This is a genomic window from Paenibacillus rhizovicinus (assembly GCF_010365285.1).
Classification (GTDB): Bacteria; Bacillota; Bacilli; order Paenibacillales; family Paenibacillaceae; genus Paenibacillus_Z; species Paenibacillus_Z rhizovicinus.
Genome location: NZ_CP048286.1, coordinates 6,099,400 through 6,112,527, shown reverse-complemented (window position 1 = coordinate 6,112,527; position 13,128 = coordinate 6,099,400). Strand labels below are relative to the sequence as shown.

At 56.0% G+C, this 13,128-nt stretch carries 13 protein-coding genes; 3 read left to right on the top strand and 10 right to left on the bottom strand.

What is annotated here, in order from left to right; translation table 11 throughout:
* Positions 1–64: 64 nt before the first annotated feature.
* The 3 genes from hemG to hemE form a co-directional block, all read right to left on the bottom strand.
* Complete coding sequence (gene hemG, locus GZH47_RS27245; RefSeq protein ID WP_162644120.1) at positions 65–1,534, bottom strand: protoporphyrinogen oxidase; 1,470 nt, start codon at positions 1,532–1,534, stop codon at positions 65–67.
* A 92-nt stretch (positions 1,535–1,626) separates the two neighbouring features.
* On the bottom strand, positions 1,627–2,568 hold the full coding sequence (hemH, locus tag GZH47_RS27240; protein WP_225446239.1) for a ferrochelatase: 942 nt from the start codon (positions 2,566–2,568) through the stop codon (positions 1,627–1,629).
* Positions 2,561–3,637, bottom strand: a complete 1,077-nt coding sequence (gene hemE, locus GZH47_RS27235; RefSeq protein ID WP_162644118.1) for a uroporphyrinogen decarboxylase — start codon at positions 3,635–3,637, stop codon at positions 2,561–2,563. Before hemE ends, hemH begins: the two co-directional genes overlap by 8 nt.
* A gap of 201 nt (positions 3,638–3,838) precedes the next feature.
* On the opposite strand from hemE, the gene GZH47_RS27230 reads away from it, so the two are divergent.
* Positions 3,839–5,056: an MFS transporter gene (locus tag GZH47_RS27230; RefSeq protein ID WP_162644117.1), complete on the top strand. Its 1,218-nt coding sequence runs from the start codon at positions 3,839–3,841 to the stop codon at positions 5,054–5,056.
* Positions 5,057–5,412: 356 nt separating this feature from the next.
* On the opposite strand, the gene GZH47_RS27225 is transcribed toward GZH47_RS27230, so the two are convergent.
* The 5 genes from GZH47_RS27225 to GZH47_RS27205 form a co-directional block, all read right to left on the bottom strand.
* Positions 5,413–5,763 (bottom strand): NIPSNAP family protein, encoded by a 351-nt coding sequence (locus GZH47_RS27225; RefSeq protein ID WP_162644116.1) that lies wholly within the window; start codon positions 5,761–5,763, stop codon positions 5,413–5,415.
* Between the two features lie 189 nt (positions 5,764–5,952).
* Entirely contained in the window at positions 5,953–6,492 is a 540-nt protein-coding gene (locus GZH47_RS27220; protein ID WP_162644115.1) for an NAD(P)H-dependent oxidoreductase, read from the bottom strand.
* A gap of 27 nt (positions 6,493–6,519) precedes the next feature.
* Positions 6,520–6,837, bottom strand: a complete 318-nt coding sequence (locus GZH47_RS27215; protein WP_162644114.1) for an NIPSNAP family protein — start codon at positions 6,835–6,837, stop codon at positions 6,520–6,522.
* Positions 6,838–6,938: 101 nt separating this feature from the next.
* Positions 6,939–7,514, bottom strand: coding sequence for a TetR/AcrR family transcriptional regulator (locus tag GZH47_RS27210; protein WP_162644113.1), 576 nt, complete (start codon positions 7,512–7,514; stop codon positions 6,939–6,941).
* 318 nt (positions 7,515–7,832) lie between these two features.
* Complete coding sequence (locus GZH47_RS27205; RefSeq protein WP_162644112.1) at positions 7,833–8,474, bottom strand: O-methyltransferase; 642 nt, start codon at positions 8,472–8,474, stop codon at positions 7,833–7,835.
* Positions 8,475–8,603: 129 nt separating this feature from the next.
* On the opposite strand from GZH47_RS27205, the gene GZH47_RS27200 reads away from it, so the two are divergent.
* Together GZH47_RS27200 and GZH47_RS27195 are read left to right on the top strand one after the other, a co-directional pair.
* On the top strand, positions 8,604–9,749 hold the full coding sequence (locus tag GZH47_RS27200; RefSeq protein WP_162644111.1) for a THUMP domain-containing class I SAM-dependent RNA methyltransferase: 1,146 nt from the start codon (positions 8,604–8,606) through the stop codon (positions 9,747–9,749).
* A gap of 120 nt (positions 9,750–9,869) precedes the next feature.
* Positions 9,870–11,864: an LTA synthase family protein gene (locus GZH47_RS27195; RefSeq protein WP_162644110.1), complete on the top strand. Its 1,995-nt coding sequence runs from the start codon at positions 9,870–9,872 to the stop codon at positions 11,862–11,864.
* A 97-nt stretch (positions 11,865–11,961) separates the two neighbouring features.
* Here GZH47_RS27195 and GZH47_RS27190 read toward each other — a convergent pair whose 3' ends face one another.
* Both GZH47_RS27190 and GZH47_RS27185 read right to left on the bottom strand, forming a co-directional pair.
* A complete protein-coding gene (locus tag GZH47_RS27190) occupies positions 11,962–12,855 on the bottom strand; it encodes an IS3 family transposase (RefSeq protein WP_162638437.1) in 894 nt (297 codons plus the stop codon).
* Positions 12,795–13,124, bottom strand: a complete 330-nt coding sequence (locus tag GZH47_RS27185; RefSeq protein ID WP_162638436.1) for a helix-turn-helix domain-containing protein — start codon at positions 13,122–13,124, stop codon at positions 12,795–12,797. The genes GZH47_RS27190 and GZH47_RS27185 overlap by 61 nt, the downstream gene beginning before the upstream one ends.
* Positions 13,125–13,128 lie beyond the last annotated feature (4 nt).

Sequence of the window (13,128 nt, the reverse complement as noted above, 5' to 3'; positions counted from 1 at the left end):
CGTTCTGTTCGGATAACACAAAAAGGACGAAGCAGCGGCTGCTTCGTCCTTTTTGTGCATGCATTTATTTATTGACCGCGTCGTACACGATCGCCGCCGCTTCCTTGCCCTGCCGGATGCAGTCAGGCAGCCCCACGCCGTCGAATGCCGCGCCTGTAACCCATACGCCCGGCATTTCCTTGCGCAGCCGCGACCTCAGTTCCGCCGTCGCTTGCAGGTGGCCGACAGGATACTGCGGCATCGAGCGGTGCAGCCGCGTGATCTCCGTGAACAGCGGCACCGCCGTAATGCCGAGCACGTTCCGGATATCCCGGCGTACGGCCTCTTCCAATTCCGCGTCAGGCAGGTCTACGACCTCTTCGTCATTGGCGCGCCCGACGTAGCAGCGCAGCAGCACTTTATCGCCCGGGCTGGCATGCAGCCACTTGGACGACGTCCAGGTGCAGGCCGTAATCGTCGTTCCCTCGGAACGCGGCACGACGAAGCCCGAGCCGTCGAAATCGATGCCGAACGAAGCCTTGTCGAACGCCATGACGACGTTGGCGACGGAAACGTAATGGATTGCCCGCAGCGCGTCGACCTGCAAATGCGGCTCGAGCAGGTCGGCCGCATTAAACGCCGGCGACGTGATGACAATGCCGTCCGCTTCCAGAATCTCGCCGTCGCTCAGCAGTACCTCATACGTCGCCGTTCCCTGCCCTTCTCCGGGTTCGTTGTCCCGGAAAGCCACTGCTTTAAGGCCGAACCGGCTTTCCGCTCCCGCCTCCGACAACGCTTCGGTCAACGCCTCCAGCATCGTCGATAATCCGTTCTTAAACGTCAGGAACATGCTGCGCCGCAGCTTCTCCGGAAGCCGGTTCGGCGCGGCAGGCGCAGCGGCGCCCTTGCGCTTGCTTGCGCGGGTGCCGCGGATAAGGCTGCCGTGCTCGCGCTCCGCTTCCCGGAATTGCGGGAAGGTCGACTGCAGGCTCAGCTTGCTCAGATCGCCGGCGTAGATCCCCGCAAGCAGCGGTTCCGCGATCCGTTCCATCACTTCCGGGCCGACGCGGCGGGACAAGAACTCCCCGACGGACTCGTCGCCCTCCGCCTTGCTGGCGGGAAGGACGAAATCCAGCATCGCCCGCAGCTTGCCGCCCCACGAGAGCAGGCTTGTTTTGGCGAAGGGCATAATTTCAGTCGGTATGCCGAGCACCAGCCCCGGCGGCATCGGATGCAGCTTGCCGCGGTGAAGAATATACGTTTTCTTCGCGGCAGGGTTCGTGCCCGTCAATTCATCCTGGATACCGAGATCGAAGGCCAGGTCAATGATCGGCGTTTTGCGCGCCAGGAAGGAATCCGGACCCTTCTCGATGACGAAACCGTCCTTGCGCAGCGTATTGATTTTGCCGCCGATCCGCTCCGACGGGTCCACGACCGTAATATGCGCTTCTCGTCCCCGCAGCTCCGCTTCCTTAGCCAAATAAAAAGCGGAGCTGAGTCCGCTGATCCCGCCGCCGATGACGACAAACCGATCCAGCTTACCATTACTCCGCATGCGCGAGTCATCTCCTCTGTCCATATGGAAAGCCATACGAGCGAACGGTTGTCGCCGTCCTTCATATGGCGGTTCGTGTGTTCCTCTGTTCGTTAAATAAAAGCCGTCCGGGTCGCTTGCTCGACCGAATCGGCCAGCGTTTCCATATATAACGGATCCGTGCCCAGCATGTCGATGCGAACCAGCTCGATGCCCAGTTCCTTCGCCGCAGCCTGTGCTTCGATATCGATATCGTAGAGCACTTCCAAATGCTCCGACACAAAACCGATCGGCGCCGACAGCACGCCTTTGTAGCCCGCTTCCGCCACTTCCTTCATCGTATCGAGGATGTCCGGCCCGAGCCAAGGCTCGCGCGTGCGTCCCGCGCTCTGCCACGTAAACTGCCAGTCCGTCACGCCGGCGCCTTCCGCGACGACCGAAGACGTATCCAGCAGCTGCTGTTCGTACGGATCCCCGATCTCGCGAATGCGTACCGGCAGACTGTGGGCGCTGAACAGCACCTTCAACTGCTGGCCGCTGCCGGTCTTCTGTTCCAGCTCGGCATAGGCGTCTTTTACCCGCTTCACCAGCGCTTCAATCAGCTTCGGATGCAGATGATAGCTCTCGATTTCCTGGAACGCGATGCCCGCTTCTTCCGCCTTCTCCTGCGCGCGCTTCATATAGCTGCCAACGCTCATCGTGGAGAAATGCGGCGCCAGCACGATGCCGACTGCCCGCTTCACGCCGTCGGCCGCCATCGCGTCCACGCCGTCTTCGATATAAGGGCGAGCGTGTTTGAGTCCTTGGTAAACGGCATATCTGCCGGGTGCAGCCGCGTCAAGCGCTGCCTGAAGGCCTTCGGCCTGCCGGTTCGTGTTCTCGCGAAGCGGGAACACGCCGCCAACGACCGCGTCGTAGCGCGCAGTCAGTTCCGCGAGCTGTTCCGGCGTAGGGGCATGGCCCCTGCGGATATGCGTGTAATATTCTTCAATGCCGTCCATGCTTTCGGGAGTTCCGTAAGACATGACGAGCACGCCGATTTTCGGATTAGCCACGGGCGACCTCCTCCTGTTTTCTACCGAGAGAGGCGATTGCCTGCTCCGAGTACGCATGCACGTATTCCGTCAGTTCACGCAATTTGTCGAGCGGCGCTTCCGGGAACAGACCGTGGCCGAGATTGAAAATATACTTCGGCTCCTTCACGCCTTCGTCGATGATCGCCTTCGCATGTTCCTTGATGACGTCCATCGGCGCAGTCAGCACGTAAGGGTCGAGATTACCCTGCACGCCGAACTTGCCGTCCAGTCTGCGGCGTCCCTCCGCAATCGGAATGCGCCAATCCAGCCCAATGATGTCGGCTTGCACATTGCCGAGCGTCGGCAGCAGTTCACCCGAGGCAACGCCCGGGAAGTAAATCCGCGGCTGCGGCAAATCCGACAGTTCGCTGAAAATCCGTTCGATCGTCGGCAATACGTATGTGCGGAAATCATGCGGCGCAAGCGCGCCGACCCAACTGTCGAACAGTTGGAACGCCTTGCCGCCGGCAGCCATATGCGCGCGCAAATAGGCAATGACCATATCGCCGAGCTTGTCCATGAGCGAGAACCACAGCTTCGGCTCGGAATACATCATCGTTTTTGTTTTAATGTAAGACTTGGACGGCCGGCCTTCGATCAAATAGCTCGCGATCGTGAACGGCGCGCCCGCGAACGTAATCAGCGGCACTTTCAGTTCGCGGTCCAGAATGCGGATCGTCTCCAGCACATGGGACAGATCGCCTTCCACGTCGATCGGCTTCAGGCGCTCGATGTCGGCCGCCGTCCGAATCGGATTGTCGATCACCGGACCGACGTTCGCCACGATATCGAAGTCGATGCCGATGGAAGCGACGGGATTCATGATATCGGAATAAAGAATCGCCGCGTCGACGCCGAGCTTCTTGACCGGCATCATCGTCACTTCCGCAGCCAGCTCCGGCTGACGGCAAATTTCGAGCAGCGAATAGTTTTCTTTTATTTTACGGTAGTCGGGATCGTACCGTCCCGCTTGCCGCATATACCAAACGGGTAAGCGATCGACGTGTTCTCCCCGGCAAGCCCGGATGAATAAGTCGTTGTAGCTCATTAAAGTTCCCCATTTCTATCGTTTTCCCTACGTTTCCATTATGCCCTTTTTGCCTAGTCGTAACAACCGTCCCTCCCGATTGATCATTGACAAACCTATGACAATGGGGGAACCGCTTGCCGAACTTTGCCATCCGGCGCACGATTGTTATACTGAACATAGAGGTTTTGGAATGAAAAAGGCATCGAATAGGAGATTCAAATGGAACAATGGAAGAAAAATCTTGCCGTGCTGTGGATCGGCCAGTTTCTGGTCATGGGCGGCATGACCATGATTATGCCGTTCATGTCGCTCTACTTGCAAAGCCCGCAGATCGGGATGTCGAATCAGCATGAAATCGCGACGTGGGCCGGCATTATCTTCGCAGGGAACTTCGTCACGTCCTTCCTGTTCCAGCCGCTCTGGGGCAAGCTGTCCGACAAATACGGCCGGAAAATGATGCTGCTCCGCTCGGGCTTCGGGATGGCCATCGTCATGGTGCTCATGGGTTTCGCCACCTCGCCGTGGCATCTGCTCCTCCTGCGGATGGTGAACGGGACGATCTCTGGCTTCAATCCCGCCGCGGTCTCGCTCATCTCCATCACGACGCCGAAGCCGAAAATGGGCTTCGCCATGGGGACGCTGCAATCCGGCGGCATCGCAGGCTCGATTATGGGCCCTTTCCTTGGCGGGCTGCTGGCGGATGCCGTGGGCTACCGCCCGATTTTCTATCTGACGGGCGCATCGCTGTTCGCTGCTTCCTTGCTGGCTTACTTTGTCGTCAAGGAGCGGTTCGACCGATCGGCAGCAGCCGCCAAGCCGCATGTCTCCGTCATCGCCGGCTTCCGTCAGCTAAGCAGCGTGCCGCAGCTGACCGCCTTATTCGCGGTCACGTTCCTGCTGCAGTTCGCCATGATCGGCCCGAACCCGCTCATGCCGCTCTATGTGCAGAAACTGCACGGGACAAGCGTCAACCTCGCCTTCTGGGCGGGCTTCGTCAGCTCGGCCGCAGGCATAACCAACATGTTCGCCGCTCCGCTGCTCGGCCGGCTCAGCGACCGGATCGGCCAAGAGCGCGTGCTCGGCATCTCGCTCGTCGGAGCCGCGGTGATGTTCATCCCGCAAGCGTTCGCCGGAACCGTATGGCAGCTGCTGCTCTTCCGGCTGCTGCAGGGCTGCTTCCTCGGCGGTTTGATTCCGTCCGTCAACGCCCTCGTGCGCCGATTCACGCCGGACGGCATGGAAGGCCGCGCCTTCAGCCTCAACAGCAGCATGCTGGCGCTCGGCAATATGATCGGCCCCATCGTCGGCGGCTTCATCTCCGGCTGGACAGGCATTGGCGGCGTGTTCCTGATCTCCGCCGCCTTGTTCGTCGTCAACGCGCTGTGGGTGCGTCAGACGCTGGTGTCCAAGCGCGTGCGGGAGCCGCTTAAGGAATAAAAAAGCCGCTAAGTCCCTTTTTGAGTTACAGAGGGAACTTAGCGGCTTTCCTATGCCCAATTGGTCAACGGACATCGTTTACGATAATTTTCATCGCTCCACCCTTCTCCTGTCTCTATGAAACTTCTATTTGTCATCCTTACCAACGTATATAGAGAAGCGGAAGAACGATTGGGACATTCCGCTACTCCATCTGAAATGTTCGATCGCCACCGCAAAAAGGACACCATGGAAGGTGTCCTTGATCGATTCATATACGGTTTATACCGGATGAGCGGATGCGTAGCGTAAAGTCTGCTAGTTGCTTCAATGGCGCCAACATGAAGCTAATGAAATTATCGTAATGAACAGGCGCGTCATTGAGCGCGAGCCATTGCTGCATTCGGCTGAAATCCGCGCAACGGTGCAGTCCTCATGTAGATTTCATCGATTCGTTCATAGAGCTTTCCGTTGCGTTCCGTTCTCTCCTGAAGCGCCAGCCAATCGGGATCCTCCAGAAAAGCTTGAAAGTTCTTCTCGCGCGCGGCTAAATCCCGATGCTCGAACACATAATACAACCGATCGTTGGATGCGTCCATATCCACCCAGAAGTTCGCAACCTTCAAGTCATGCTTCTGGAATAAATGCAGCGTATGATCCCGGAACCGATTCAGCAATTCCTCCATGCGGCCAGGAACAACATAATAAATGCGCAATTCGTAGATCATGACTCCATCCCCTTATTATATTGGTAGTGGTCATTTGCTACACAGTCGGATTGTCCGCACAGCCGGTTCTGTCTCACCATTGTCCGGCGTTCTGCCCGCCGTCGACATGTGGAATTTCGCCGGCTACGAACGCTGCCTGTCGACGTGTCGGCTTGTTTTACCTATTAATAGATAGATTTAAATCGAGATTCAGACTGCCACCAACGGTTCAACGGTGCGAATGTGGCGGATATAATCGGTCGTGCTCTGCGCCAACCGTTCGTCCGTAAGATTAGACACATCACTTAGGGCGAAATGCGGCAAATACTGCCCGCCGATAAAATGCGTCGTCGCTTCGATCGGCCGCAATATTTCTTCCAGCGTGTATCGATTGGCCCCCGTCGGCTGATACGACGCTTCCGAACCGTAAGTCGAGATCGCGGCGCCGAACGCTTTGCCTGCCGTTTTACTGCCGTCCGGACCATAAGCCCAGCCGTATTGCAAGACGGAATCCATCCATTTCTTCAGCAAGGTCGGCGTGCTGTACCAATAGAGCGGATATTGAAATATAATCCGGTCATGTGCCTCGATGAGCTGCTGCTCCTTCGCAACATCGATATGCCCGTCGGGATAAGCCGTATATAGTTCATGAACCGTAATATCGCTATGTTTGCGAAGCTCCTGCAACCAGGCAGCATTAACGCGGGAAGTTTCGATGCTTGGATGTGTAACGATGATCAATGTTTTCATGGTTGTTTGCTCCATTCTATTTGAGTTTTATGGGGTGAGAAAGGCGTCCTTCATGAAATAACTGACTTGGGCTTGAACCAACGGACCGTTCTCTTCTGTTACCTGTTTTAGGGCAAGCCACTCCGGATCGTTTCGGAATCGCTCATAATTTAAGTTGCGTATGTCTAGGCTATCGTGTTCGACAACATAATAAAGGCGGTTGTTCTTCTCGTCGAGATCTTCCCAGAACTGCGTGATGCGCATGCCATGCTTTGCGAATAATGCGATCGTGTGGTTTTCGAACCGATCCAGCAGAGCTTTCATTTTGCCTGGATGAACCTCGTAAACGCGCAGCTCATAGATCATTTTAACCACCTCCTTTCAAGCATGTAGAACAAGGTTTAGCTCTTAAGGTGGATTAATTTATATCTACTAATAGGTAGATATTATCCAAAAAACGAATCCGCTTAACTGACAGTCAAAGCGGATAGCAATCCTGTAGCGATTAATTCGAAACGGGCTGCATCGCGGAAGCTTCGCGCAAGCAACTGAGCACCCTGCAATGAAGCTAGAAACTGATGGGCTTGCGCCCTCGCCTCCCCTTCGAAGCGCAGATGGCCTTCAAGACGTCCCTGTTCGAGTACGCGTTCAAGCCAAGCCAGGTTAGCATCGAAAAAGACCGACAGCCCTTCTCTTACTTTCTCCGACAAGGTGGCAAGGTCAGAAGAAAACATGACGCTTAAGCAAGTACAGTTCTGCTGTACCGGAATGCTGAAGATCTCCGTGAATTGCTGCAGCTTCTCCGCATTGTTCCTCGTCCGGGCGTCAATTTGATCGCTGGCAGCAAGGAACTGCTTGAGATAACGTGCAATTAAAGCCTCCCCCAAATCCTCCTTGCTCGGGAAGTAGTAATGAATGCTGGCCGTTCGTATGCCAACCTTCTCAGCGATATGCGCGTAGCTGAATCCGTTAAATCCGAATTCCTGAACAATCGCCTGAGCCGTATCCAAGATCAGCTCGGCTGTGTTTTTGTTTGTTGTCATGACGTCATTCTACCTTCTAGTAGATAGTAAGTCAATTCACTTTCGATACCATCTTCTGACAGCCCCTGCAATGGTATCCCCTCGTGCCTCGATAGATATCTCATTTTCCCCGTGCCGCCCAACATTTATTCTGGCAGAGAGGCTGTCATCCTTGTTCAGGCTGATCGGGTCCTGCTTGGCTAGGTCCTTCATGATCGATCCGTTCTTGCCGAAAAAAAGGGGAAGAATAAAAAAGATGTCCATGGGCTTATCCCCAAAGACATCTCGTTGTTGCTTTCCCGCGGTTGCTCACAAACCCGCGGCGAAGCCCGTCCCTAATTATTTAATCATCGAAATCGCCAATCCGTCATACGCCGGCAGCACCGTGCCCGTAAGACGCTCGTCGCTCACCATCGCTTGGTTGAACGCGCGCATCGCCAGAACCGACGGGCCGTTCTTGTCCCCGTCGACCGTTCTTCCGTGCAGCAGCGCGTTGTCTCCGGTAATGACGGCTCCCGGGTTGCCCAGCTTGATCGCCCATTCCAGATATACGGGATAGCTGTCCTTGTCCGCATCGATGAAGAAGAAGTCGAATTTGCGGCCTTCCTTCTCCAGCACGGCCAGGCTTTCCTTCGCATCGCCGATCACATACTCCACGCGGTCGCCGAGACCGGCTGCTTCAAGATTATTGCGGGCCGTGTCCGCATACTCCTGCTTCAGCTCGAGCGAGGTCAGCAGGCCGCCTTCTTGCAGGCCGCGGGCCAGGCAAATGCCGCTGTAACCGCCCAATGCGCCGATTTCCAGCACGCTGCGGGCGCCTTTCATCCGAACGAGCATCGTCAGCAGTCTGCCGTAGCCGGGCGCAATCGAGATTTGCGGCATGCCTTGCGCCTCGATGGCCGCGTGAACGCGCGCCAAATCCGCGTCTTCCCCCAACAAACCGTCCACGTACCGTTCCGTTGCTTCTTGCTCCGTCGACATCGTGATCCACTCTCCTCGTCGTATCTTTGAGATATCGTTTGTAATACATGCCTTTGATGACTATACTTGATTGTATGATTTTCGCCGATGCAATACAAGCATCGGCAGAGGGCGGAGGAATCGAAAACAATGGACAACCTGCAGTTGATCGCCACTGCGCCGATGGGGCTGGAAGCGGTCGTCGCACGCGAATTGATGGATCTCGGTTATACCGATCAGAAGGTAGAGAACGGCCGAGTGATTTTTAGAGGCGGACCGGCGGACATTTGCCGCGCCAATCTGTGGCTCCGGACGTCGGACCGCGTACTGATTAAGATGGCGGAGTATCCCGCGACTACCTTCGAAGAGCTGTTCGAAGGGGCGAAAGCGATCGACTGGCCGGAATGGATTCCCGAGGACGGGGAATTTCCGGTCGAGGGCCGTTCGCATAAATCGCAGCTGAGCAGCGTTCCGGCCTGCCAGAGCATCGTGAAGAAAGCCGTCGTCGAGAAAATGAAAACCGTCTACGGCACAGAGTGGTTTCAAGAAGACGGCGCACGGTTCGTCATCGAAGTGTGGCTGCTGAACGACATCGCCATGATCACGCTCGACACGACCGGACCCGGGCTGCACAAGCGCGGCTACCGCAAGCTCGTTACGGAAGCGCCGCTGAAAGAAACGATGGCGGCGGCCATGGTGCTGCTGAGCCGCTGGCAGCCGGAACGCCCGCTCTACGATCCGTTCTGCGGCTCCGGCACGATTCCGATCGAAGCGGCCATGATCGGCTGGAATATCGCGCCGGGACTGCGTCGCAGCTTCAACAGCGAAGGCTGGCCGCTCGTTCCGGACGAACTGTGGGAGCAAGCGCGCGAAGAAGCGTTCGACGCCGTCAAGGACGATATCCCGCTGCAAATCGCAGGCTCCGATATCGACCCGGCCGCGCTCGACGTCGCGGCGGCAGCCGTGAAGAAAGCAGGCTTCGCCAAAGAAATCAAGCTGACGCAAATGGCGGTCTCCCGGATCAAGCCGGAAGGCGACTACGGCTGCATCGTAACGAATCCGCCTTACGGCACCCGGCTCGGCGACGAGACGGACGCGGAGAAGGCTGTCCGTCAGCTCGGCCTGAGCATGCTTTACTTGCCGAACTGGTCCATGTTCGCGCTGACGCAGTCGCGGACCTTCGAAGAGACGATCGGCCGCAAAGCGGACAAACGGCGCAAGCTGTTCAACGGCCGCCTCGAATGCACGTACTATCAGTTCTTCGGCCCGCTCCCGCCGCGCAGCAAACCGCAATAAACAAGCTCGTCTTGTTTCAGCGGCCAAACGCTTTATAATAGGATAAGATGTTAACCCGTTGTAAATGGTGTTCATCGAACGTCGAACATCGAATTACAGCACGAAAGGAACCCTTATCCCATGACTTTACCGAATCTTTCCACGAAACGGCGCCGTCTGCGGGCGCCGTTTTATTTTCCCGGCGCGCTCCTGCGCCTCGATCTGCTCGTATTCGTCGCGCTCATGCTGTTCAAGCTCGCGCTCTTCGACCGGCTTGTTCATGTGCCGTACATGGACATGAATCGCGATGACCGCATGGTCGCCGTCGGCACGCTGGCGTTGATCTCCTTCTGGACGCTCTGGCTGCCGAAGCGCGGCAGGCTGCTCGCGCTGATCGTCCTCAATGTCGGACTCACGGCACTCGTTTACAGCGATCTGCTCTATTTTCGTTACTTTCAAGATTTGATCACGATCCCCGTCCTCATGCAAGCCGGCCAAGTCGGGGCGCTCGGCGACAGCATCGATGCGCTGCTTGCTTGGCACGACCTATGGTTCTTCGCGGATTGGCTGCTGCTGCTTCCGCTGGCCGGCTTCGCCGTATTCAGCAAACGGCTGCGCGGCGCGTTCGCCCGAAGCGTGCCTTACGCCCGCCGCCGCAGGCAAACAGCCATCCGCCGCTTGTCCTTAAGCGCGGCGGTTCTCGTCCTTGGTTTCACGCTCGTCTACGCGCCGGTCCACCGCGCGCAAACCACTTGGGCGGCCGGGTTATTCACGGGCAATTGGTGGAATCTCTCGCTGTATAACGTGACCGGCGTGCTTGGCTTTCACGGGTACGACCTGTACCGATACGCTGAAGAGCATTGGCTACATGGCAACGCCGTGACGCCTGAGCAGACCGCCGATGCCAAGCAATGGTTCGCCGACCGCGGCCGGACGCGCGCCGAACTGGACGAGACCGATCCGCTGTTCGGCAAGTACAAAGGGAAGAACGTCATACTCATTCAGCTCGAGGCGTTTCAAAGCTTCGTCGTCGGGCAGAAGATTGGCGGGCAGGAAGTAACGCCGAACATCAACAAGCTGATGGCGACCTCCGTTTATTTCGATAATTTCTACCATCAGACGGCGCAGGGCCGAACATCCGATGCCGACTTGGCCGCGAATGCGTCGCTTCAGCCGATGCCGACGGGCTCCGTATTCACCCGGTTCGCGCAGCACGATTACGACAGCATGGCGAAAGCGCTCAAAGCCGGCGGCTACAAGGCGAATGTATTCCATGCCTACGACGGCGGCTTCTGGAACCGCAATCTGATGTACGACACGCTCGGCTACGATCACTTTTACAGCAAAACAGCCTATAAGATCGACGAGCCCCTCGGCTGGTCGCTCGGCGACAAATCCTTCTTCAAGCAAAGCGTAGCGATCATGCAATCGCAGCAGCAGCCTTTCTACTCTTTCTTGATCTCGCTGTCCAGCCATCATCCGTATGCGCTGCCGGCCAAGGTTCAATCGCTTGACGTCGGTACGTTCAAAGGGACGATGTTCGGCGATTATTTGGAGGCCGTCCATTACGTGGACGCGGCGATCGGCGAGATGGTGGACGAGCTCAAAGCCGCCGGGCTGTGGGACCGATCGATCTTCATGTTCTACGGCGATCATGACAATTCCATCGCGGACTGGCAGCCGTTCGAGGATTTCCTCGGCCGCAAACTGAATGATGAGGAACGGTTCCGAGTTCTAAAAGGCGTTCCGTTCCTCGTCCATCTTCCGGACGACGCGCGCGCGGGCACGTACCATGAGACGGGCGGACAGCTCGACGTGACGCCGACCGTGCTTCATCTGCTCGGCATCTCCAGCAGCGACTTGACGATGATCGGCACGCCGCTCGTCATGGAGAAACCGCTCGCAGGCAAACGGGTCGTGTTCCGCAACGGCGGCTACACCGATGGCACCGTCCTCTACCAGCCTGCCGAAGACGGGCTCGAGGAGCACAGCAAATGCTATTCGTTCGGGGACGGCAAGCTGCTCGCCGATACGACCGCCTGCCAATCCGGCGCAGCCGAAGCGCGCAAGGAGCTGGAGGCTTCGGACCTCGTCGTGGAGCATGACCTCGCGGCGGCCATGCACGCTGGCGGTTGAAGCACTATCTCCGTAGAACCTCAAACCGGAAGCAAATAAACAAAGACCCTCTGACCGGAATGGTCAAGACCCCATTTAGTGGACATTGGAAAAAGCCCTAGGCAACAAGCTGACGCCGGTATTCGACCGGAGTCAGCTTGTTTAGTTTTCGTTGAGCCCTATCTTCATTGTAAAAGCGGATGTATTCCTCAATTCTTCTTTGTGCCTCATCGATGGATCGTATATCATAAGGGTAGAGTGCTTCTACTTTCAGATGAGAGAAGAAGCTCTCCATTGAGGCATTGTCATAACAATTGCCTCGGCGTGACATGCTGATTTGGGCGCCAACCTGTGGCAGCATGTCGTGGTAAGCATGGGACGTGTACTGGCTTCCTTGATCGCTGTGAACGATCAGCCCAGTCACGTCTTTATGTTTTTCAAACGCCTTCCTAAACGTCTCTAGCACAAGCGGATTGTCATTGTGACGACTGATGTGGTATCCGACGATTTCGTTGTTCCACAAATCCTTGATCGCCGATAAGTAAATTCTCTCATCGAATACGCGATATTGCGTCACATCTGTTACCCATTTTTGATTGGGTTTATCCGCCTTAAAGTTTCTTTGTAACATGTTTGCTGCTATTCTGCCATCTGAAACAGCTGCTTCGTAGCTTGTTCGATGTACATATTTACGACGTATAATCGCTTTTATGCCAAGCTCCTGCATCAAGCGTAATACTTTCTTATGGTTCACTATGAGGTCATATTGACGAGATAGCTCATCCTGTATGCGGCGGTACCCTACGGTCTTGTCGCGCTGTTCGTAGATGGCTTTGATTTTGTTCTTCAGATCTTCATCAGGATCGTGGTCTTTACGGTTTAGATAGGAGTAGTAACCACTTCGACTGATCCCCAGATATGCACACAATTCCTTGACAGTTCGTTTACTTTTCAACTCGTCGATGACGATGTGTTTGCTTTGCAGCCCTCCCGATTCAAGATTTGTAACCACTTTTTTAGCACCTCAACCTCCATGTAGAGCCGCTTGAGCTCACGTTCTTGCTTCGTTTCATCTCGATGTGGGTTACCTCGTCTGTCCTCGAATGCAGAGACTCCCTTTTCGCGATACTTCCTCATCCAACGCTTCACTCGATCCTTATCCTGAATTTCCAAATGTGCTGTAATCCGACTGTAACTCCAACGTTCCTCAACATGCAGTCGAATAGCCTCAACCTTAATCGATTCCGGATAATGATGAAATTTTTGTCCTTTAATCGCCATAAAA